16 protein-coding genes and 1 pseudogene are annotated in these 24,214 nt (G+C 38.9%); 7 read left to right on the forward strand and 10 right to left on the reverse strand.

Annotated features, from left to right (window positions below; all coding sequences use genetic code 11):
- Positions 1 to 38: 38 nt before the first annotated feature.
- Together cobS and cobT are read left to right on the forward strand one after the other, a co-directional pair.
- A complete protein-coding gene (cobS, locus tag ACFILZ_RS00095; protein WP_375608469.1) occupies positions 39 to 1,019 on the forward strand; it encodes a cobaltochelatase subunit CobS in 981 nt (326 codons plus the stop codon).
- A gap of 14 nt (positions 1,020 to 1,033) precedes the next feature.
- Positions 1,034 to 2,929, forward strand: coding sequence for a cobaltochelatase subunit CobT (cobT, locus tag ACFILZ_RS00100; RefSeq protein ID WP_375609942.1), 1,896 nt, complete (start codon positions 1,034 to 1,036; stop codon positions 2,927 to 2,929).
- Between the two features lie 71 nt (positions 2,930 to 3,000).
- Here the strand turns inward: cobT and ACFILZ_RS00105 are convergent, their stop codons facing one another.
- The 3 genes from ACFILZ_RS00105 to rpmB form a co-directional block, all read right to left on the reverse strand.
- Positions 3,001 to 3,147, reverse strand: a complete 147-nt coding sequence (locus tag ACFILZ_RS00105; RefSeq protein ID WP_375610051.1) for a HaeIII family restriction endonuclease — start codon at positions 3,145 to 3,147, stop codon at positions 3,001 to 3,003.
- 1,195 nt (positions 3,148 to 4,342) lie between these two features.
- Positions 4,343 to 5,026, reverse strand: coding sequence for a VUT family protein (locus tag ACFILZ_RS00110; protein WP_375609943.1), 684 nt, complete (start codon positions 5,024 to 5,026; stop codon positions 4,343 to 4,345).
- Positions 5,027 to 5,103: 77 nt separating this feature from the next.
- Complete coding sequence (gene rpmB, locus ACFILZ_RS00115) at positions 5,104 to 5,421, reverse strand: 50S ribosomal protein L28 (protein ID WP_375606026.1); 318 nt, start codon at positions 5,419 to 5,421, stop codon at positions 5,104 to 5,106.
- A 276-nt stretch (positions 5,422 to 5,697) separates the two neighbouring features.
- Here rpmB and ACFILZ_RS00120 point away from each other — a divergent pair, with 276 nt between their 5' ends.
- From ACFILZ_RS00120 to ACFILZ_RS00130, 3 genes are all read left to right on the forward strand, one after another.
- Positions 5,698 to 6,486 (forward strand): SURF1 family protein, encoded by a 789-nt coding sequence (locus tag ACFILZ_RS00120; protein ID WP_375609944.1) that lies wholly within the window; start codon positions 5,698 to 5,700, stop codon positions 6,484 to 6,486.
- A gap of 619 nt (positions 6,487 to 7,105) precedes the next feature.
- On the forward strand, positions 7,106 to 8,725 hold the full coding sequence (gene purH / locus ACFILZ_RS00125) for a bifunctional phosphoribosylaminoimidazolecarboxamide formyltransferase/IMP cyclohydrolase (protein WP_375606028.1): 1,620 nt from the start codon (positions 7,106 to 7,108) through the stop codon (positions 8,723 to 8,725).
- Between the two features lie 346 nt (positions 8,726 to 9,071).
- Positions 9,072 to 9,224: a DUF1127 domain-containing protein gene (locus ACFILZ_RS00130; RefSeq protein ID WP_273790070.1), complete on the forward strand. Its 153-nt coding sequence runs from the start codon at positions 9,072 to 9,074 to the stop codon at positions 9,222 to 9,224.
- A gap of 920 nt (positions 9,225 to 10,144) precedes the next feature.
- On the opposite strand, the gene ACFILZ_RS00135 is transcribed toward ACFILZ_RS00130, so the two are convergent.
- The 3 genes from ACFILZ_RS00135 to htpX all read right to left on the reverse strand — a co-directional run bounded on the left by ACFILZ_RS00135 (position 10,145) and on the right by htpX (position 14,413).
- Positions 10,145 to 11,890: a heparinase II/III family protein gene (locus tag ACFILZ_RS00135; protein WP_375609945.1), complete on the reverse strand. Its 1,746-nt coding sequence runs from the start codon at positions 11,888 to 11,890 to the stop codon at positions 10,145 to 10,147.
- A 64-nt stretch (positions 11,891 to 11,954) separates the two neighbouring features.
- Complete coding sequence (locus ACFILZ_RS00140; RefSeq protein WP_375606030.1) at positions 11,955 to 13,319, reverse strand: RsmB/NOP family class I SAM-dependent RNA methyltransferase; 1,365 nt, start codon at positions 13,317 to 13,319, stop codon at positions 11,955 to 11,957.
- A gap of 47 nt (positions 13,320 to 13,366) precedes the next feature.
- Complete coding sequence (htpX, locus tag ACFILZ_RS00145) at positions 13,367 to 14,413, reverse strand: zinc metalloprotease HtpX (RefSeq protein ID WP_375609946.1); 1,047 nt, start codon at positions 14,411 to 14,413, stop codon at positions 13,367 to 13,369.
- Between the two features lie 83 nt (positions 14,414 to 14,496).
- Here htpX and ACFILZ_RS00150 point away from each other — a divergent pair, with 83 nt between their 5' ends.
- Positions 14,497 to 14,712 (forward strand): DUF1674 domain-containing protein, encoded by a 216-nt coding sequence (locus tag ACFILZ_RS00150; protein WP_375606032.1) that lies wholly within the window; start codon positions 14,497 to 14,499, stop codon positions 14,710 to 14,712.
- A 135-nt stretch (positions 14,713 to 14,847) separates the two neighbouring features.
- Here ACFILZ_RS00150 and rpsP read toward each other — a convergent pair whose 3' ends face one another.
- From rpsP to ACFILZ_RS00170, 4 genes and pseudogenes are all read right to left on the reverse strand, one after another.
- Positions 14,848 to 15,222, reverse strand: coding sequence for a 30S ribosomal protein S16 (rpsP, locus tag ACFILZ_RS00155; RefSeq protein WP_375606033.1), 375 nt, complete (start codon positions 15,220 to 15,222; stop codon positions 14,848 to 14,850).
- A gap of 16 nt (positions 15,223 to 15,238) precedes the next feature.
- Positions 15,239 to 15,567: pseudogene (locus tag ACFILZ_RS00160) on the reverse strand (chorismate mutase).
- Positions 15,568 to 15,591: 24 nt separating this feature from the next.
- Positions 15,592 to 17,160, reverse strand: a complete 1,569-nt coding sequence (gene ffh, locus ACFILZ_RS00165) for a signal recognition particle protein (RefSeq protein WP_375610052.1) — start codon at positions 17,158 to 17,160, stop codon at positions 15,592 to 15,594.
- Positions 17,161 to 17,390: 230 nt separating this feature from the next.
- Positions 17,391 to 18,047, reverse strand: coding sequence for a carbonic anhydrase (locus ACFILZ_RS00170; protein WP_375606034.1), 657 nt, complete (start codon positions 18,045 to 18,047; stop codon positions 17,391 to 17,393).
- 275 nt (positions 18,048 to 18,322) lie between these two features.
- Here ACFILZ_RS00170 and ACFILZ_RS00175 point away from each other — a divergent pair, with 275 nt between their 5' ends.
- Entirely contained in the window at positions 18,323 to 23,032 is a 4,710-nt protein-coding gene (locus tag ACFILZ_RS00175) for an NAD-glutamate dehydrogenase (protein ID WP_375609947.1), read from the forward strand.
- The last annotated feature ends 1,182 nt before the right edge of the window (positions 23,033 to 24,214 follow it).

The raw sequence follows: 24,214 nt of genomic DNA on the forward strand, positions 1-24,214 counted from the left end.
TAATGAATAAATAGCGTCCTCTCCCTTCCAGAAACATAATGACAAATCTTACCGTTGAAAATTTGCCCGATATTACACTTTGTGCTCGCGATCTATTTCATATTGAAACAGATCTGAAAGTCCCTGCTTTTAGCACAAAAAGTCCCCATGTTCCTGATATCGATCCTGATTATCTTTTTGATCAGCAAACAACTTTAGCGATTCTCGCAGGTTTTACCTTTAACCGCCGTGTAATGGTTTCTGGCTATCACGGTACAGGGAAATCAACGCATATTGAACAAGTTGCTGCACGTCTTAACTGGCCTTGTCTTCGCATTAATCTTGATAGTCATGTAAGTCGTATCGATCTTGTAGGAAAAGATGCTATCGTTTTAAAAGATGGCTTACAAATCACTGAATTTAAAGAGGGCATTTTGCCATGGGCTTATCAAAATAATATTGCTCTTGTTTTCGACGAATATGATGCGGGGCGTCCCGATGTTATGTTTGTCATTCAACGCGTTCTTGAAACTTCTGGAAAACTAAGCTTACTTGATCAAAGCCGTGTCATCTCTCCACATCCAGCGTTTCGTCTTTTTGCAACAGCAAATACCATTGGTCTTGGCGATACAACCGGTCTTTATCATGGTACCCAACAAATTAATCAAGCTCAAATGGACCGCTGGTCTATTGTTACGATACTCAATTATTTACCCCATGATAAAGAGGTTAATATCATTTGTTCAAAGGTCAAATCCTTTCAAACGACTGAAGGAAAAAAGATAATTTCACAAATGGTTCATGTTGCTGATATGGTACGCCAATCTTTTATCAATGGAGATCTTTCAACTGTCATGAGTCCACGTACCGTCATTACTTGGGCAGAAAATACAACAATTTTTCAAGATGTCGGCTTTGCCTTCCGATTAACCTTTCTCAATAAATGTGATGAACTCGAACGTGCCACTGTTGCAGAATTTTATCAACGCGCCTTTGGACAAGAGCTTCCCGAATCACTCATTCATGGTGTTTCGCCTTAAGGAATCTGTCACTCATGGCTACCGATATTGGTGACAACAAAAATCCAGCAAAAGATTCTTCCAACAACACTCTTAATACTGAAGCTTTTAAAAAAGCACTTTCCACCTGTATGCGTGCGATTGCAGGCACAAACAACCTTGAAGTTTCCTTTAGTCATAACCGACCATCTTTGAGCGAAAGTTGTGCACGTTTACCAGAATTACCTCAATACGCAACGAATAAAGACATCACCATTACCCGCGGATTAGGTGATTCCATGGCTCTTCGCAAAGCATGGCATGACAACCGCATTCACATGCAATTTGCTCCACTAGAATCAGAAGCACGTGCTGTCTTTGATGCTCTCGAACAAACACGTGTGGAAGCAATTGGCACGTTAACCATGGAGGGGCTTGCAAAGAACCTTGATGTCATGCTCGCCGATAAATACAAGAGAGCCCATTATCATAAGATTAGCAACCAAAGTGAGGCTCCCATCCAAGAAGCGATTGCACTTTTATTGCGTGAAAAAGTAACAAAGCGCCCTGCCCCAAAAGAAGCAGGCCCTGTTTTAGAATTGTGGCGTCAAGAACTCGAACAAAAAGCCGCAGCAGAGCTTAATGAACTTACACATCATATTTACAACCAACAGGCTTTTGCACAAATCGTTCGCCAAATGCTTGTTACACTCAAAATGACAGTACAACAGGGTGAAGCTTCTGCCAATGAAAACAATAAAAAATTAAAAAACGAATATGAACCTCAAGACCAAGCAGAAGAAGAGAGTAAAAACAAAAAACACGCTCAAAGTGAAGAACAAACCAGCACTGAACAAGAAAGTGATGTGCAAGACGAAGGAAAAACACAAGCGACACAATCAAACAACAATGATCAAGCTGACGGCGAGCAAAAAAATGGACCTTGGCAAGAAAAGCCGCACAAACCCCAACACCTTTTTTCCGATTCGGAACAAATGCAAAGACTTGGCAATTATAAAATCTTCACCCGTCAATTTGATGAAATTTTGGAAGCAACAGATTTTTGTTCTGAAAACGAGTTAGATCACTTACGCCGTTATCTTGATAAGCAAATCAATCATCTCCAAAACATCGTTGGACGTTTAGCAAACCGTCTCCAGCGCCGCTTGATGGCGCAACAAAATCGCAACTGGAAATTTGACCTTGAAGAAGGATATCTTGATACAGCACGACTTCCACGCCTTATTATCGACCCAACACAACCCCTTTCTTTTAAAATAGAAAGTAATACCCAATTTCGAGACACGGTTGTTTCACTCCTCATTGATAATTCTGGTTCAATGCGCGGACGTCCCATTAGCGTTGCTGCAAGTTGTGCCGATATTTTGGCACAAACTCTTGAACGTTGTGGTGTCAAAGTTGAAATTTTAGGTTTTACCACTAAAACTTGGAAAGGAGGAAAATCACGCGAACAATGGCTTGCCCAAAACAACCCCCATAATCCTGGACGTCTTAATGATTTATGCCATATCATCTATAAAAGTGCTGATACCCCATGGCGTCGCGCACGACGCAATTTAGGTTTGATGATGCAAGAAGGATTATTAAAAGAAAATATTGATGGAGAAGCTTTGATTTGGGCACATCAACGCCTTTTATTACGGCGTGAACAACGTCGCATTCTTATGGTCATTTCTGATGGTGCTCCTGTTGACGATTCGACACTATCGGTCAACTCCAGCAATTATCTAGAAAAACATTTACGTGCAGTGATTCAAGAAATCCAAACCCATTCCCCCATCGAACTCATTGCCATTGGAATTGGTCATGACGTAACACGTTATTATCAACGTGCTGTAACAATTATGAATGCTGAAGAACTTGCCGACGCTATAACAAAACAATTAGAAGTACTTTTTAGTGATAAAAGTCCTCATAGTTATAAGAAATAAGCCTTCCTTGAATCAACAACGATTACATTTTAAAAAATTATTTCTATCATTAAACCATCGGAATTTGATGGCTAAAAACCTGAGAAGATAATCCCACAAATTGAATATCGAACTTTAAGGAAGGCTTCTACTTTACTGGATGCATTATGAATTCTAAAAGAAATGCTCCAACCATCTTCAAAAATTATAATGAGTTTGTTTTTACTTTCCGGTTTTATTGCAACGGATAAGTTTTACTTGGAATTCTCCATTTACGACCATATCCCAAAGTGTCATTCAAATTAAAAGACTGAATAATCACCCGTTTTTGTCTCGATCTTGTGTTATTTCGTTATATTTAAATATTGAAATACACGTATATAGAAAAATATCTCCACTAGACATAGCTTTAAAATGTTGCTCTCATAGAAAATATAATACTTAACCTTTCATCTTCAGTAACACAAAATGATAAAATTCGTATTTATGATACAGACAAGAAGAATAATCCAAAGAGGCTGTTTTAAACACTAAGAGTTATTTTATAAAAGAATCAGCATAAATGGATTCATAGCGATTTTTCGGCAAAATTGCTAAAAGCAAACGACAAGCAAAACTGACACTTCATAACCATTCCAAAACAGTACTCTCCACGAGTGAATGATCAACATAAGCTCCCATCTCATTAATAAAAGCAAAAACCTTTACTCACATAAAATATAAGAAAAAACACGAAAAAAAGAATATTGCTTCATTCACGAAAAAAGCACACACCATTATATATCTTATCCGCACTCTTACATTCTTCCTTGCTTCCAAGCCGATTTCACGACAGTACCCATATATAGCATAATGTAGAATCCGCAATCATCCTTTACGCTTTACAAGCGAAAAGCCAACAGCAGAAACCTATTTTCAAGCTTCCAATATTTTAAGGTCAATCAGTATACTTCCAGCGTCTAATATTGCACTTTTATTGCATTAAAGCTCTTCATAAGAAGTATTTCCTTTTCAAATGGCGTTGTCTCCACGCCAATTTCTCTTGTAACATAGACAAATAAATAATTTTTATTCACTCAATAATAAGAGTATTTAAAACGCGTAAAAGTTTATGATATTGGACTTTTTCACTCAAATGAAAAACATAATTATCATTTTAATCTATTAATGAAAATAAGTTATAATTTTTTTCACCTTAAACCGCTCGTAAAAAGTATATTTAGCCCCTTCTCAAACAATTTTATTCACATTGCCTTCTTGTGAGATACAAACAAATGACTCTATTTCTTCCTCACAAGAGAGTTTTGAAAGAAGAAAAGTATTTTGTGTTAGAGTTCTTACTTAAGTTGGTAAATGATAAAGTATCATTATAAATAACTTGCCATACTAAATATAGCGTACAATTTTCTTGGCTTCAGGAAAACAAAAAGACTATTATTTGTTACAAACAAAAGAGGAAGCATCCTTTGAATGCCCTCGATAAAGAGGAAGCTTTATAATGTTAAGAATTGTCCCATAAGGAATCAACATCAACAGACTCATAACAATTTTTACCGAAAAATCACCAAAAGCAAGTGAGAGCCAAACTGGCATGCCTATCCCTCCCAAAACAGTACTCTCCACTAGAGAACTATCAGCATAGCCTGTTATCCTATCAAGAACGGCAAAAAAGCTAGAAAAAGCAAGAGAAAAAAACAGCACTGTATCCAAAGCCGAACCAACCAATGCTGCTGCTAAAGGCGCTTTCCACCATGTTTTACGTCGCAACGGAGTAAAAACAATAATATCAAGGAGTTGCCCAAATAAAAATGCCAGACTAGAGGCAATTGCAAGCCGTGGGGTCGCCAATACCCAAGAAACAAAGACACCCGCAAAAAAACCAGCATAAACCACACGCCGCGCAGCAGATGGACCATAAAAACGATTGGTCAAATCATTAATCAGAAAAGCAAATGGATAGGTAAAAGCCCCATAAGTCAACAGCTCATTCAAATCAAACCAATAGACAGGATATTGAACTAAAATATTAGAAGCCGTGACAGCAAGGCACATTGCAAAAATAGAAAAAACAACATACCTTTTTCTTTGCTGTTCTAATAAAAGACCGCTTGAAGACATTTTTTTTAACCTGGGGTATGGAACCAATAAAACAGAGCGATCAAAAAGAAAAAAGCCGGAAACAATGACGTTAAAAATTACGCTGCTTGCTCAGCTTTTTTCTCACCTTCTTGCTCAGATTTCTTCTTAATGATTTGGCGTTTTAACAAACGCGCACGTTGTGACAACTCTTTATCGTCTGCTTTCATTAAAAAAACATCAAGACCACCGCGGTGCTCAACAGAACGCAACGCACTTGCAGAAATGCGCAAGCGATAACTTTGCTGTAACACTTCTGAAATCAATGTCACATTGCAAAGATTTGGTAAAAAACGACGCCGAGTCTTATTATTTGCATGGCTAACATTATTACCATACAGAACCGTCTTCCCTGTTAATTCACATGCACGAGACATAAACTTCACCCTTAAAACTCTAAGAAACTTTCAAATCCCTATACCCAAAGGATAGAATGAACGTAAAGCACGCACAACACTACCTCGAACGGGCATCATTGGGAAGTTTCTTTCTAATAGGGGGTCGACAACAAAAGGTCAAGTCTTTTATAAAACCTTTTTCATCTCTTATGGGAGCATTTTTCATCTTTTTCTGCAATAAGGCGTACAAAATGTTTTTTTAAAGTCACACCATGTTAGAATGAAAGCTTATTGTCCTGAAAGGAAATATAAATCATGAGTAAACAAGAGTCCCCCATGACAAAGCTTCAAGAAAATCCTAACCGTTTTTCTTCTTTTTTGTTTGGAACTTTATGTATTTGTTTTTTTCTTCTCTTCAGTGCATTAGGTATATGGCAAGTACAACGGTTAAACTGGAAAACAAATCTTATCACCAGTACCAATCAGCGCATTCATTTGCCCCCCATAAAAGCCCCCCCCAAAAATCAATGGGCAGATGTTACTTTTGAAAAATATGAATATCAACCTGTTGTTATCACGGGAAAATTTTTAACAGATAAAAATATTTTGGTCACGGCTACCGCTCAAAATACTACGGGATATTGGGTTTTGACTCCTTTACAAACCACTGATGACAATACATTGACCTTTATCAACCGTGGTTTTATCCCCATGGATGAACGTAACAATTTTCAAAACTCAGAGCAATTGGATACAAATACTCCATCTCAGCAACATTCTACCACGGACACAGAACAAACAACGATCATAGGTTTATTACGCATGAGTGAAAAAAATGGATTTTTTCCACGCAAAAATAATCCTGACAAAAATTTATGGTATACGCGCGATCTCCCCGCTATGGCACAAAAACTTGGTTTGTCCACTGTTGCCCCTTATTTCATTGATGCCGGGAAAAAAACAACCCCACAAGCAAACCTTCCCGTTGCTGGTCTTACGATTATCCATTTTCGAAATAATCATCTCGTTTATGCAATCACGTGGTTTATTTTAGCTGCTGGTGTGTTAGGAGGTTTTCTTTTTCTGCTACGGCAAAAAAACTAAAAAAATACCTCTTCCATCTCAAGTAACAAAAATTTTTAGAATCTTGAAAACTGATAAAGAGAATAAAAGCTACCAACTTGCGCCTTTGTTAAATTAAAGATCATAGGCATACAATGAACTTTATACCATCCACAAAAGATTTACGCCACACTCTTAAAAAGAATTGTCATAACGCTTTTGAAAAACATAAAGTCAAATTTAAAAATAATAGGAAAGATAGTCACCCATTTTTGCCTTTATAATTTTATATTCTTGCTTCATTAGATTATTTCCCATTTCAGAGATTACTCCAATTGATATATGCAATACTTTCGCCTTCATCTAGTATAAAGGCTAATATAGCAGAGAACATACGGATGCATTTTTGTTTCAAAACTGCTATGAAGGTGAGATGTTGAGTTATAAGCAACAAAAAAACATTTAATGTCTCAATGAGACTTTTATACCTATCATCACACCTCAAATGAGAGGTTTTTACAGAATAATAGAAAAAGGTGAGTCATCCTATATTCTAAAAAGACAGTTTATCCTTTCAATGTATTTTGCTAAAGGCTTATGCTATAAACGTATAAGCTTGTTTTACTAGAATTTTAACTCTTTCATTTTTAAGGCTGCTGTTATGGGTGTTGTTGCCAAAAATTTTCCCATACCTGATCTTCATCAGGTTCGTCGTGTTCTCTTTTCTGTGTCTGATAAAACGGGTGTGGTTGCTTTTGCACAAGCTCTTAACGCTACTTACAATGTTGAATTGATTTCAACAGGAGGAACAGCCAAAACCCTCATAGCGGCTGGTTTACCCGTAAAAGATGTTGCTGAAGTTACCGGATTTCCTGAAATAATGGATGGGCGTGTTAAAACACTCCACCCTTTGATTCATGGTGCTTTGTTAGGGGTAAGAGAAGACCCTAGCCATAAAGATGCTATGGAAAAGAACAACATTCATGGAATTGATCTTTTAGTTGTGAATCTTTATCCTTTTGAAGAGACAGCCCAATCCGGCGCCGACAATCAAACAATTCTTGAAAATATTGATATCGGCGGACCGGCAATGATTCGCGCAGCGGCAAAAAATTATGCTTATACCGGTGTTGTAACAGCGATAAACGACTATGATTCGATTCTAGCTGAATTAAAGCAGCATAATGGATGTTTAAGCTTATCTATGCGTCATCAGCTAGCAATGCGCGCTTATGCACACACCGCTGCTTATGATACGGCAATAGCATCGTGGTTTGCACGGGATTTAGAAATTGAAACTCCATCGTGGCAGAGTTTTTCTGGTCATCTTGAAAGTGTTATGCGCTATGGAGAAAATCCACATCAACAGGCAGCATTTTATCGCAATAATGAAAAACGTTTTGGTATTGCAACAGCAAAACTTTTACAAGGCAAAGCGCTCTCTTATAACAACCTGAATGATACAGATGCAGCCTTTGAACTTGTGGCAGAGTTTGATCCGCAAAAAACCGCTGCTGTCGCTCTTATTAAACATGCCAATCCTTGTGGTGTTGCGGAAGGAGAAAATTTGAAAGAAGCTTATTTGAAAGCTCTTATGTGTGATAATGTATCGGCATTTGGTGGAATTGTTGCTTTAAATCAGCCCCTTGATGAAGAATGTGCTGAAGAGATTGTTAAAATTTTTACAGAAGTGATTATTGCTCCTGATGCCACAATGGCGGCACGTGAAATTATTGCCAAGAAAAAAAATCTTCGTTTGCTTATTACAGGTGGAGTTCCTGATCCACGTTGTGGAGGACTTCTTGCTAAAACATTAGCGGGAGGCATTTTAGTGCAATCACGTGATAACGTGGTAGTCGATGATCTTAAATTGCAAGTAGTGACAAAGCGGACCCCAACTCAAGATGAAATGCGTGATCTTCAATTTGCTTTTCGTGTAGCAAAGCACGTTAAATCGAATGCTATTGTGTACGCGAAAAATAGTGCAACAGTTGGAATTGGAGCTGGACAAATGAGCCGCATCGATTCAGCCAAAATTGCTGCAAGTAAAGCAGCAGAAAGTGCGCAAAGAGCAGGCTTAACAGAAACTCTCACAAAAGGATCTGTTGTTGCATCAGATGCATTTTTTCCTTTTGCAGATGGTTTATTAGCAGCAGCTGAAGCAGGGGCAACAGCAGTTATTCAACCAGGAGGCTCCATGCGTGATGAAGAAGTTATCGCCGCTGCTGATGCACAGGGGTTAGCGATGGTTTTTACAGGAACACGTCACTTCCGCCATTAATAATTTTGCTGCTTTTCTTTTCGTATGAAACAAAGGTTTCAAGGACTTTTTCATAATTATCGTATGACTATTGATAACTGTTGAAATGGAAGCAGTTATTCAATCCAAAGAATCTACACGTGAAGAAGTTTATCACCGCAGAAAATGCACATAATTTAGCCATTGGTTAGGGATAAGATGTTCTTGTTGATATTTTTAATGGTTACCCTTTCGCATGAGGAAAATGTTAAAGGGGTATTATCTTGTATGTAGATGCATACCTGCTATGATATTATAACACAACTCTTTTTAGTAATATACTCTATTCTTAAACTAAAGAGTGTAATGAAAAGTTTGAGTAGAGGATATGAATATTCTACGTTTTTATAGTAATTGGCGCCGTTATCGTCGAACCGTTAATGCGTTAAGTCGTCTTTCAACATATGAACTCAGCGATCTTGGAATTTGTCGAGGTGATATTGATTCAATTGCACGACGTTATTCGCGTAAATCTTTATGAAAGTTGTTTGAGATATTTGAGAGAATGCTTTGCTATGAAAAAGCATGCATTTTGTGGTTTGTTATTATGACTTCATTTTTAGTATAGTAACAAAGAGCAGAAGTGTTGTTTTTCTTGGCCATTGCTGTGTATCATTTCTCGAATTTTCGGTGCTTCTTTGATATACAACTTTTGATTTATAATAATAATTTAGCGTTATTCATATTAAATGAGAACCCCGAACACCGTAAGATTCTTCCATTTCAAATTTATATATGTTGAATCAACCAAAACCATTCGCCTGCACGTTACAAGCGGGGGAGCTGTATGGATAAAAGCTATTAAGAAAAGGCTAAAAATGCCTCTTATGAACCATCTCTAGTGCCAAGAGCTTGTTACAAACATTGGACACTGATCAATAGTGTGATAGTGCTGAGCTGCTCCTTCATAAGCGTAAAGATGGAGGTGCTTAATGGATTTACCGTTATACCTATCACGGGCATCGTCGCAAAATAGGCTTGGAAGCGTTAATGGATTTTTCTTTAAAATAAGTCCGTGAATATACAATAGCGCTCTGTTTTTCGTGAAGAGCGTAATCCTATTAATGCAACTCTCTCAGAGAGAAATATTGATCCCAACAGCACACTTAAGAACTTATTGAAGATAAGCAACGGCTTAATTTTCTCTCCATATCTTTAAAGGATCAAAATCCTTAACTAGTACTCATCTGTCAACAATGGTCTTTCAAAAATCTTTTTTTCTGAAGCCAATCCCTTTTAGCATCACCTCATGAAACTCTATGAGCAAACCTTGCCTAAAAACATCCAACCCATACTCCAAAAAAATGCTTCGTGTATAAAATTGATATGATCTTCAAATTTTGAGAATATTACTACAATAAACAATAATGTTTTGCGACACACAAGATAAAACGCAATATACTATGGGTTGGAACAATGTTCTAATTTTTTATCAAACGCTTTACGGATAAAACGCCAACGAACTTTTTCCTGAAATGCAGGACGAAAATATAAAACAATCTGTTGTGTCCGTTGTGGACCTGTTAATTCTGCAAAATCAATCGAATCTTCAAGACAAATATCTGCGTCAGGCGATATAAAATACCATACTTGTTCGCTCTTCACATTCTCGTTCTTTACGGCTAAACACACACGTTTGCCATCGTAGTTAACTTCAACTTGTGGATGAAGATGAAACCGAACAGCAACATGATTTTGTTCATTTTGCACACTCTTGTGTCTCTTTCCCCCTTTATTTGGCATAAAAAAGCGATCAAAACCTTCGATCGTATCTCCATTTGTCGCCAAAATAAGACCACGCTCATGAATAAGATTAAAGGGTCTCACATAACCATTATGACTCGCAATAAAACCCGTCTTCTCTGAATCCTCTATACGGCACACTTGAACATCTGTTGGTCCATCAAACAAAAATGGCGCGCCATTTTTATTTTTATAATAAAAAGCACCCACTGAACAATCATTAAGCGTAGCTGTTGAATGTGCTGCAGTAACACGCCCTAAATGTCGATAATCTTCCCTCCCATCAGGATTAACACCGGCATTGATAATAAAACGGTGCCCTTGTGAAGACATTTCAAAAGACAAACATCCCGAACAAGCCTGCTGTGCTACAGAGCGGGGTGGAAACTTTCCTGTATCTGCAAGCACTGTTGTTTGATTGGCTTTTAAGCGCTGAAATCCTGAATAACGGGCATAACTAAAAGGATTCCCTCCTGTTTCATCAAGCTCCAAAAGTGATGATAAACGTTCCGACACAAGGGGACCAACCCCATTAAAATGGGCCAACGTTTGATCCTCATGGATAAAGAATCGTAAAGCTGGCAACATACGCTCAACAGAATCAATCAAAATACGAGGTGCCGTTTCATTGCTACGCATAAAAAGATGCCGTAACGACAATAAATCCGATAACAAATTCAGCAAAATAACAGGACTACGGGAAATATGCCCACCATCAACTAGGATTTGACGGGAAAGCTCCTCTATAAGCGTCGTTTGTACCTTTTTTTTCACTGCCACAGAAACAGGCAAAGCAAGAGAGGCGAATGTCAAAGCCACTGCTGCTTGTAAACGTTGATCATTGTGCTCCATACTACAAATTGTCACGCGCAAATAACGAAATTGCAAACCAAGTGCACGTAAAAAGCGTTTTTCAAACCGCTCACTTGCGCCTTCTAACAACATTTTCGAATGACAAATCCATGAAATCAAGCGCCGCGCCACAACAGGACCACTCCAAGCAAGCCCTTTTACCTTCTTGCCAGTATGATCAAACCAATCTTCTAAAAGAGAGCGTGCATGTGCAGAAGCTAAATTACTTTCTGCTACCTCCATATGGCGCAACCAATGAAAATCATGTAGAGCCGCTTCCCATTCTAGCGTTGGTGGAACCAATGAAAACGGCGAAACAGCACCAGAATGAACAATGTGACCAGCAAAAGCAAAACGACCATGATAAAATTCATGCGCCATCATTGGATCAGCTACATGCAAATCCATGGGATGCGCTAAAATTTTATGAGGACGAAACCCTGAAAACCGCCAACGAAACAATGGTCCAACCCATAAACGCCGCATAACATTCTGTATCGTATCGATACAGTCTGCCACTTTTACCTGAGTAGCTTTTACCGCAACCGCCAAAATTTCATCTCCATTTATGCTGAATCAAATACAATTTCGACCATTTTTGTAAATGAAGCGTTAATTAAGCAATTTTTCGTAAGCGCGCAGCAAAAAAACCATCCATTCCTAAAAATACGGTTTTCTCAGCATCAAAATTTTTATGACAAAAATCCGCAGGCGTTGTCCGTAACATCCCCCCACAAAGCAAATGTTCCAATGCTCCCATTTCCTCTGGATAAATAGGGTCTAAAACAATGTCATTGCGTATCGATAAAATTTTCTCAATAAGATCTTCACCTTCTTCTCTTGCCAATGAACAATTGGAAAAAACAATACGTCCCCCTTCCTTTACCAAAGAAATTGCTGCGACAAGCAAATCATATTGCAACGCCGCTAACTTGACGATATCATCTCTCGATTTCGTCCATAAAATATCTGGATGACGACGGATTGTTCCTGTAGAAGAACAAGGGGCATCAAGAAGAACTGCATCAAAAAGCTGTGTGGGATGGAAGTTTTTCACATCGCCCTGCCAAATGTGAGCTGAAAAATGAAGCCGTTCCATATTTTCTTTTAAACGCTTGACGCGGTTAGCAGAAAGCTCAATTGCAGTCACCTCTGCCTCCTGCAAAGCCAATTGTGCTGTTTTTCCCCCAGGGCTCGCACAAAGATCAGCAACGCGTTTACCCCGAATACTCCCAAATAAACAAGCAGGCAAGGCTGCAGCAAAATCTTGAACCCACCAAGACCCTTCACGATAGCCAGGTAAATCAGAAACAGAACACTCCAAACGATTCAATCGAACTGAACCATTGGGCAACGCAACACCGCCAAGTCTTTCAGCCCATCCAACGCTATCAGATTTCACTGTCAAATCGAGAGGGGGTTCCATACTTTGAATTGCTATAATCTGATGTGCCTTTTCTGTTCCATAAGCTGACACTAAAAGCTGTCCAAACCACGCTGGAACACCTTCAATGGTAGGAACTTGTTGGCGTAAAAGCTCTGCCTCACGCGCAACATTGCGCAAAAGAGCATTCACAACTCCTGAAAAACGATGCATACGAGGATCAAGTTTTGCCACACGTACAGCTAAATCAATAGCCGCATGATCAGGAATATCAAGATAAAGAATTTGTGCGACACTGATATGCAAAAGATGCTGAAGTGAAAGTGCTTGTGAAGGCAAAGGACGTGCCAAAAAGCGTGAGAAAGCCGCTATAATCTGCCCTCGATGACGTAATGAAGCTATCAAAATAGCCCGACACAACAAACGATCTCGTTGTGAAAGTTTTAAATAGTGTGGATGTCCGTGTTCATTATCCGTCAAACCAGAAAGAGGCGTACACTTATCAACCACCGCCCCTAAAAGGCGCACACACACCTGCCGAACAGCTAATCCTGGAACATTTTTTTCAGACACATGCCCCGCTTTTTTGTGTTTCAAAACACCACCTTTATATTACTGCTTCCTTAAAAACTCCCTCAATAACTCTATGAACGAGATCTTTTTGAATTTTCATAACGAAGCCAAGAAGGACGTTTTGTAACACGCTGAAAAGAAATGTTTTCTTGCTCACCTAATGCATGAGCCTGACCACTATGAAAATCTCCATAGTTCATCCCGCTGCTTTTTTCATGTATAGCGTCTTCTTTATTCCAGCCCACACTTTTGGCAAGAGCCCCTTTCATCTCTTCTGCTTGCCGATAAAGAGCAGCAATACGATTTGCAGTTGCTGGATGTGTCGAAAAAAGACTATCGGCTCCCTCACCGCTCAAAGGATTAATAATAAACAGATGCGCGGTTGCTGGATTATGCTCTGCTTCTTCATTATATACCCCACGTCCCCCATCAGCAATCTTACGCAATGCGGAAGCCAACCATAAAGGATTACCACATATTTCAGCCCCTCTCCGATCCGCAGCATATTCCCGTGTACGGCTAATCGCCATTTGCACCAGCATCGCTGCAAAAGGAGCCACGAGTAAGGCAATAAATCCTCCAATTGCCCCAGCGCCATGAGAATCTTCTGAAGAGTTGCGCGGTCCTCCCATAAAGAAAGCAAAATTACCAAGCATTGAAATGGCTCCTGCAATTGTAGCAGTTAGAGTCATTGTTAATGTATCACGATGCTCAATATGTGCGAGCTCATGCGCCATAACGCCAGCAATTTCCTCTGAACTCAACCGCTTTAACAATCCAGTACTTGCAGCAACAGCTGCATTTTGCGGATTACGTCCCGTTGCAAAAGCGTTTGGCTGTGGATTCTCAATAACATAAACTTTTGGTTGAGGAAGAGAAGCTCTTTGCGCTAAATCACTTACAATTTTATAGTAAACCGGCGCAGAATGCTGATCAACTTCACGCGCCCCGTACATGCGTAAAACGATTTTATCTGAATTCCAATAAGAAAAAAAGTTTAAACCACTTGCCATCAAAAGAGCAATGACCATGCCACCACCCCCTCCAACAAGATAACCAACTCCCATAAAGAGAGCAGTTAAAAAAGCCAAAAGCATAGCTGTACGCATTATATTCATTACTCAAAAAACTCCATGATAAAAGTCAATCAATACTATATGATGGTGTTTTCTTTCTGCTTCTTCAATGGAATAGGTGTAAAATGAATAAAAAAGATGAGAAAACAAGCAAAAAAAATGCAACTGTCATTAAACAGCAATCTCTTTCTCCCGCAGCACAACGCGCCCTTAAAGAAGCTGAAGAAAGACGAAAACGCGCAACAAAAAAAGAACAACCTTTAGAAAACGGCGGACGCGGTGGCAAGGACCCTTCCCGCTATGGAGACTGGGAAATTAAAGGCCGCGCCATTGATTTTTAAAACCATTGATTAAAAAAACCAGTGCGGATTTAAACAAGCAGCTTTTTAAAGAAAATCCGTTTTTGATAGACAAAAACGGATAATATTTATTTTTCTAAAGCTTTTAAAAACACGTTGATTAAACAATCATGCTTCTTATGCTGTAGCAGATTCTGCTTCAGCCGCTGCCTCTGCTTCTTCTGCCGCTTGCTTTGCTGCTGCTATACGTTCTTGTGCTTTTTTACCCGGTTCACCTTTATGTGGATTATTACGAGTTGGACGCTTTTTCAAGCCAGCTGCATCTAAAAACCGTAAAACGCGATCTGTTGGCTGAGCCCCTTGCCCAAGCCAATATTGGATACGTTCTTCATTAAGTTTCACCCTCGGTCCATCTTTAGGCAACATTGGATCCCATGCACCAACACGTTCAAGAAACCGCCCATCGCGCGGACTACGAACATCTGCAACGACGATATGATAGTAAGGACGTTTTTTTGAACCTCCACGGGACAAACGAATTTTCAATGCCATATTTTATCTCCTATTGTCAGCTCTGGCTTTCGTTTAAATTGACTTTTTTGTTTTTTGCTCTTCAGCAATAACTTCATGATGACTCACAACTTCTTTGATAATAAATTTTAAAAATCTTTCAGCAAAATCAGGATCAAGATGACTATCTATAGCCAATTGCCGCAAACGCGCTACCTGATATTGCTCACGCAGAGGATCTACTTTAGGCAAATCATAACGGGCTTTTAAGCGCCCAACAGCTTTCGTACAACGAAACCGCTCTGCTAAGATATGAATCAAGGTTGCATCAAAATTATCAATGGATGCTCGTAAATGTGCTAATTCGTTTAATACTGTTTCCTGCATCATATTCCTTTCCCTCTTTACATCTTATTTTTTCTTAGGATGCTGAGGAAATTTTCCCCCATCGGCAATGCTATTGGAAAGACCAGGAAATATAGGCCCACGCTTGGGAAGTCCAGGCAAAATCTTCCCTCCATCATTATTTTCAATCTGCTTTTGAAGCGTTGAGAGTTGCTTCAAATCCATTCCCGATAAATCAGGTATAACTGGAGAATCTCCACTCAAATTCCCCTTGCCTCCAAAACCCATTTTGGAACCAAGGCCTCCCAACATTTTTCCCATCAAACCACTTTTTCCTTTACCACCCATGGCTTTCATCATATCAGCCATTTGGCGATACATCTTCAAAAGTTTATTAATATCAGCCGCTGTCGTACCAGACCCCTTAGCAATTCGTTGTTTGCGGCTATGTTTTAAAAGCTCTGGATTCGCCCGCTCTTTCGGTGTCATAGATGAAATAATGGCCAATTGACGATCAAACAAACGATCATCAAACCCCGCAGCCGCAATCTGCTCTTTGACCTTCCCCATTCCCGGCAACATGCCCATAATACCGCCCATTCCACCCAGTTTTTTCATTTTCTGCAACTGTTCTGCAAGATCATTCAGATCAAATTTTCCGGCTTGCATTTTTTTTGCAAAAGCAGCAGCTTTCTCGTGATCCATTGTTTCTGCCGCTTTTTCAACCAAAGAAACAATATCCCCCATTCCGAGAATACGATCAGCAATACGACTGGGATGAAATTCTTCTAAAGCATCTATTTTTTCACCAGTTCCAATTGCTTTAATTGGTTTACCTGTAACAGCACGCATAGAAAGAGCAGCGCCACCACGCCCATCACTATCCATCCGTGTTAAAACAATCCCCGTAATCCCTACACGCTCATCAAAAGAACGAGCAAGATGAACAGCATCTTGCCCCGTCAAACTATCAGCCACCAACATAATCTCATGAGGAAGGGAACATGCTTTAATTTCAGCCAATTCGAGCATCAAAGCTTCATCAATATGATTACGTCCTGCTGTGTCAAGAATAAGCACGTCATAACCACCCAATTTAGCAGCTTGCACAGCACGTAATGCAATATCAACGGGCAGCTGACCCGCAATAATAGGCAAGCTTGCAAGTTTTGCCTGTTCTCCCAATTGGCGCAATTGCTCCTGTGCAGCGGGACGGCGTGTATCTAATGACGCCATGAGAACTTTTTTATTGTGCTTATCAGTAAAACGTTTTGCAAGCTTTGCTGTTGTGGTTGTTTTTCCCGAACCTTGCAAACCAGTCATCATGATAACAACAGGAGCTGGTGCATTTAAATCACTCAGAACACTTTCATTTCCAAGAATATGAACCAATTCATCATGAACAATTTTAACCACCATTTGGCCTGGTTTAATTGATTTAACGATTTGGGCCCCAACAGCTTTTTCCCGAACTCTATCGGTAAAAGAGCGCACAACATCAAGAGCAACATCAGCTTCCAATAAAGCGCGACGAATTTCACGCAGCGCCTCTACAACATCCTGATCCGATAAAGCGCCACGTCCCGTCAAATGAGACAGGATAGAACCAAGTCGCTCTTGCAAGGATTCAAACATCATTTACCTCATTGTTGCATAACAAACAAACCAAAATAGCATCCGAGAACGCATCGCGCCGTCGGATGTTGACCTCTGAGATCTCTTTATACCCTTAAACCGGGGTCTCAGTCGGTGGCTCCAAGTTAATTTTGTCACTGAAAGCTTGCTCCTTCAAACAATAAAACCCCAGCTTTGTCAAGTTTTATCATAAAATGTCTTTTTATACGAAGAAATAAAAACAACAAATACTATACTTCAAAACTTTCAACTTCAACACGCATAAAACAACCTGTTTCCTGTTCCATGCTCCATAATTTTCCGCTAGAGATATCAAACCAAACCCCATGCAATGTCAAAAAACCTTGATCTTTGCGAAGCTTTATCCATGGAAACGTCTCTAAATTTCTCAACGAATGACGAATAGAAAGCTGCTCTAATGCCGTCTGTTTTTCTGGCCACGACAGCGACTTATTATTCAAAACAATTTCTGCGGCTGGTGCTAAAAGACTGATCCATTGACCGATAAAATCATTTGATAATAAAGATTTATATGTCTCATTAAGAGCAGTACGAATACCTCCACAATGGGCATGACCAAAAACGACAATATGTCTCACCTCAAGCAATTGCACAGCATATTCAAGAGCTGCTGATGTTGCGTGATATTGGTCATCAGGAGAAAAAGGAGGAACCACATTCGCCACGTTGCGCAGGGTGAAAATTTCCCCTGGCTTAGCATCAAAAATCATTTCTGGTACTGCACGCGAATCACAACAAGCAATGACCAAAACTTCAGGTTTCTGCCCCTCAATCACCAATTGCTGATAATCTGCTATTTTATATAAAAAATGATTGTTTATAAAGTTTTGGTAACCACTTAAAAGTCTTTCTGGTAAATGCGCCATTCTTTTTTTACTTTTGCTTCTTTTTTTACTTTCATTTTGTATATTTTAAAAAACAAACTATTAACATACAAAAATACTAAAAATGCCTTTTCCTTGAAGAAAAATATTTCTTTAAAGTACAAAATATTACTAAAAAATAGCAAAAACAAACTCATTCTTTTCAAATAAAGAGCTATTTTCTTTAGAAAGAAGGTGTTACAGTATATAAAAAATATAATGGTCTGCTTTTAATAAAGAGAAGAAAAGACCCCTAAGAGTAAAAAGGGAGAGTGAATGTGTTGCAACAAAAAAAAACAGAGACAAAAAACACCCAAGATAAAATAGAACAAATCCTTTTTGCCCAAACCGATAAAGAAGATATTGCTTATTATGAAAATGAAGAACTTCAAAAAGCCACAGCCATCGCGGTAAAAGCTTTTAATCTCCATCAGACGGGAAAAAATACCATCTGCTTTGAGCAAAATTTAACCCGCAGTAACAGACCTATAACCGTTATCACGCTTGTCAATGATAACAAACCCTTCCTTCTCGATTCTATTTTAAATGTTTTTAATCAACACAAAAACCATATCTATTTGATTGCACACCCCATTATTGATTGTGCTTCTGGAAAACGCATCAGTCTGATGCAAATTCACATCGAGTCATTAAACAAACAGCAAATACAAAAACTTGAAAATGAACTCACCTTAGTTCTTGAACAGGTTAATGCTGCTGTACAAGACTGGAAACCTATGCTTGAAGAAGTTGAAAAGCATATTCATGCCTACCAAATAAGTCTTCCCCCGCACTACAAACAAGAAGGCGAAAAGGCCATTGAGTTTCTTCACTGGCTAATGGACGATAATTTCATTTTCCTTGGTATGCGCACTTACAACTTCATCAAAGACCAAAAACCCCTAAAATCCTTTACAGCGAGTAATATTGAACTTGGTATACTCACGGATGCTTCTATTCATATTGTTGACGATAAAAGCATGAAAGAGCCTCCTCAAGAAGTTTTATCCTTCATGGAAAGCGATAATCTATTTATCGTGACAAAAGCGAACAGCCGCTCCAAAATTCACCGTTCTGTTTGGCTGGATTATATTGGTCTTAAAATCTTTGATAAAGAAAACCAACTCTGTGGAGAATTACGCATTGTAGGGCTTTTTACCTCCTCAGCTTATACACGTTCTATTTTGCAAATTCCTTTCTTAAAAGAAAAAGCCCAAACTATTATTCAACGTCTTGGACACAATCACGCCGATTATTCAGGAAAAGCACTCATCAGTGCTTTAGAAACCTATCCAAGAGATGAAATGTTTCGCTCTGATGTTGATACATTGACAGAAAACACTAAACTTATTCTACAATTAGATGAGCGCCCACGTTTACGGGTTCTTGCCCATACTGATTCTTTTGGGCGCTTTGTTTCTATCCTTGTCTACGTACCGCGTGATCAATATAACAGCAGCCTGCGTGAAAAAGTTGGCGAACATTTTGTTGAGCTCTATAAAGGTGACTTTTTTGAATCTTATCCGCTATTTTTGGAAAGCACTCTTATACGTGTCTATTATATCATCCATCGTAAAGGAAACGAAACTGTTCCCCTTATTGAGCGCTCCACACTTGAACAACATGTACGTTCGATTGCACGAAGTTGGGAAGACAGGGTTCAAGCCATCGCTCTTAACAAGAAAATAACAGAGCAACAAACACGTCTAGCCAGTGAATTCCCCAACAGCTATCGTGATTTATTTTCAGCTGAAGACGCTATTAACGATGCCGGACATATTCTAAGTCTTCATGATGAAAAGCCCCTTTTCGTGATCTTTTATCATGCACAAAACAAAGAAAAACAGTGCATTTCTCTTCGGCTTTTTCACCGCCATGAAGCACTTGCCCTTTCCAAACGTGTACCACTCCTTGAAAATATGGGGTTTCGCGTTATTGCTGAACAAACTCTTGAATTACCAGATGGCAATGGGCGCTCTGTGTATCTTCATGATATGCAGCTAGAAAGTACTTTCCAACGCTGTATCGATTTTGAAAAAGACGGTCAAAAACACGCCGAAACCTTTGAAGCCATTTGGGCACAAAATGCTGATAATGACGGCTTTAATGCTCTCACCCAAACAGCTGAGCTTGATTGGCATGAAATTGTTATTTTGCGCCATTATGGGCGCTATCTCCAACAAGCTGGAATTCCTTATTCGCAAGATCGCGTTGCCCAAACTTTAAATGCTTATCCTGACATCACCCAAGATCTTTATGCTTTATTTCATTTAAAATTTCATCAAAGCCATACAGAAAAAGAACGGGAAAAAAACCAACAAGTCATTCAAAAGCGCATTGAAGAAAAATTACGGAAAGTCTCTGGTTTAGATGATGATCTCATTTTACGCCGTTATTGTAACCTTATAGAGGCGAGTTTACGAACAAATGCCTTTACGCCTCTTCCTGATGGAAGTCCACGGCGTATTTTAGCCACCAAATTAAATCCGCGCCAGATTGAAGGTTTGCCTGAACCGCGCCCTTACCGAGAAATTTTTGTTTATGGACCGGAAGTTGAAGGAGTCCATTTGCGTTTTGGACCTATTGCCCGTGGCGGAATTCGTTGGTCTGATCGTGCATTAGATTATCGTACCGAAGTGCTGAGCTTAGTCAAAGCCCAACAAGTTAAAAATGCAGTTATCGTTCCTGCGGGTGCAAAAGGTGGATTCTATCCCCATCGGCTTCCCCAAACAAATGACCGTGCTGTTATCATAGAAGCAGCACGTCAAGCTTATACAGACTTTATCACTGCTTTGCTCTCCATCACAGACAATCTGGTTAATGGCAAAATAAGTGCGCCCCACAATATCATCTGTCATGATGACCCTGACCCCTATTTTGTTGTAGCAGCAGACAAAGGAACAGCAACTTTTTCTGATACAGCCAACGCCATCAGCCAAGCAAACCACTTTTGGCTTGATGATGCTTTTGCCTCTGGAGGCTCAGCAGGTTACGACCACAAAGACATTGGTATTACAGCTAAAGGCGCATGGGAAGCCGTCAAAAGACATTTTAGAGAATCATTTAATCATGATATTCAAACAACGCCCTTCACCTGTGTCGGTGTTGGCGATATGTCTGGTGATGTCTTTGGTAATGGAATGCTGCTTTCCAAACAAACAAAATTGATTGCCGCTTTTGATCACCGCGATATCTTTATTGATCCAGATCCAAACATAGACGAAAGCTACGCAGAGCGTACGCGCCTTTTTAAACTTCCTCGCTCAAGTTGGCAAGATTACGATAAAAGCAAATTATCAAAGGGCGGTGGTATCTTCTCACGAAAAGAAAAAACCATTACTCTCTCACCTGAAGCAGCACAAGCCATTGGTTTTGAAAAACAAACAGGAACACCCTTTGAAATTATCTCTGCTCTTCTCAAAGCCCCGGTTGATCTTTTATGGTTCGGCGGTATTGGTACTTATATCCGTGCTGCAACAGAAAACGATGCTCAAGTAGGTGATCGCGCAAATGATGCAATACGCATTACCGGAGAACAAGTGCGTGCAAAAATTATTGGTGAAGGAGCTAATCTTGGTGTTACACAACGTGGACGGATTGAATATGTCTCAAATGGTGGTCGATGCAATACGGATGCCATTGACAATTCTGCTGGTGTGAATTGTTCTGATATTGAGGTCAATCTCAAAATTGTTCTTGCATCAGCACTACGTGCCAAAACATTAACCCGCGAAGATCGCAATAAGCTCTTGAAGAAAATGACACCTCAAGTCGAGCAACTCGTCTTGCGCAACAATTATCTACAACCTCTTGCTCTTTCTTTGGCGGAAAACCAAAGCACTACTGATTTGCCCTATCAAATACGCTTTATGCACGATTTGGAACAAAAAAAGCTTCTAGATCGCAGAGTTGAAATACTCCCTGATGAGCAAATTTTACGACAAAGAACAACCCAAGGCAAAGGTCTTCTCCGTCCAGAACTCGCCGTTATTTTTGCCTATGCTAAATTGACCTTAAAAGAAGAAATTGCTAATAGCCCCATTGTTGATGATCACTATTTCAATACAGCCTTGCTGAACTATTTTCCAACCCAAATTCAAGAAAATTTTAAGAAGGAAGTGATTAACCATCAATTGCGTCGTAATATTATCGCAACGCTGATTGCCAATGACATTGTAAATCGTGGAGGCCCTACTTTTGTTAATCGGCTACACGATGAAACACAACAAAAGGTTGAAAATATTATTCGCGTTTTTATTGCCATCCGTGATGGTTTTGAAATTCCTCAATTGTCTGATCAAATTGATAAGCTTGATAATAAAATACCTGGTCTTGTCCAAAACAAATTCTATGCAGCAATGACCCCAATGCTCTTTGAAACAACCAATTGGGGTTTGCACAACATGGATCTCTCACGTCCACTAGAAGAAATTGTAAAAACAATAAAGCAAGCCCGTAGTATTATTGAAAAAGAGCTTATGCATTCTCCCAACAACGATATTAATCAAAAGATTGAAGAAAAAGCACTACACTACAGTGAAGAAGGAGCACCAAAAGCATTAGCAAAACAATTGGCTCTCTTGGAAGCAGCACCAATAATCTGTGATATTTCTTTGATTGCAAAACAAAGCAACAGTGATCTTATTAAAACTGCAGAGATTTATTTCTCGCTTGCACAAATCATTCGTATAAACCGCATTAATGAAGCTCGTCGAACAATTCCCATCTTAGATTATTATGATAGTATGGCTCTAAGCCAAGCCAAAGAAAATGTTTCCGAAAGCTTACGGCAAATCGTTATGAAAATCCTCAAAAATTATGGCAAGAAAAAAGATCCTTTTGACACTTGGAAAAAAACAGAAGAAAATAATATTCATAATATTACAAACCGCATTAGTGCCCTTATTGAAAATGATCTCAATATTTCTCGTTTTACTTTTGCAGCAGGATTGATTTCTCAACTTCAAAATGTTGGCTTTCAAACCTAAAGCAAATACAAAACGACCCACTCAATCTCCCGTTCTATCCCACCACCACAACAAACCAGCAAAAATATAGAGCGGGAGTTTGCATTTTAAACATAACACCCAAAATAAAATCTCGCTATTTATCACAATAGAATTGTTTGCAACAATTTCAAAAAAACAACAGGATTGATTTTTCACCCTAAAAACATAAACTTTCAGACTTAAAAGCAGTACAAAACAGCTAAGCTTTTGCTCCGTTCTATCCATCCATGACTAACCAACAAGGGAAGAACGGAAGCCCTATCTTGCATTTTTAGACAGAGCACTCAAAATAAAAAATAAATTCAAATTTTACTGTCAAATATCCTTCATCATAAAAATATAATATATTGATTTACAATCATAATTTTATCATTTTTATGATGACTGATAATTCGATATTCTAAATTTGTCTCATTTAAAATCTGTTTATATTCAATTAATTAACCCCATTTCCCCTTGCATATTGCAAATGGGAAAGCCGAATAGATAAAAACAGTAAAGAAAGAACTAAAAATGCCCCTCATAAACCGCCTCAAGTGCCAAAATCTGCAGTAACATTGAGAGTTAGCAAATATAATATGATGGTGTTGCCCCTTAGCTTGTTACTCCATAACCGAAAAGATGGTGGTGCTTAATGGCTTTATCCTTATACCATTCATAAGCGACATCGGAAATAAGAAGTACTGAGAAATATTTTTTTAACAAATGCGTAAATATGCAATACAAATATATTCTGTTTTACGTGGAAGACATATGGCTTCATTAAAAAATATCAGAAATAAAAGGATAAGCTTAATCCATTATTTAAAAGATATAACTGTAACTGCTTTTGAAATGCGTAAAATCGAATAAAAAATGACAGTAAAGATGGATGTTGATTTTCCCCTTTACAACTTCATATCTTCCTCCAACTAGGCTATTTACTTGTTTTAAGAGGTTACACCCAAACAGATATATGCAATATGCTCATTCCATATATAAAGACAAAGGTTCCTAAAAAGAACCACACCACCTGTATAAAAAGGCAATTCAGCATACTTTAAAATACCACTTTTTCCATACAAACACTGTTGCTATATGTAGTTTGACATAAGATTTTGTACTAAGTGAAAAGAGGTTGGACGAGTTAGGAGTAGGTGATAATTTTTTATTTTTATAGCT

The sequence above is a fragment of the Bartonella sp. AP40SXNS genome, assembly GCF_042195825.1.
Lineage (GTDB): Bacteria > Pseudomonadota > Alphaproteobacteria > Rhizobiales > Rhizobiaceae > Bartonella.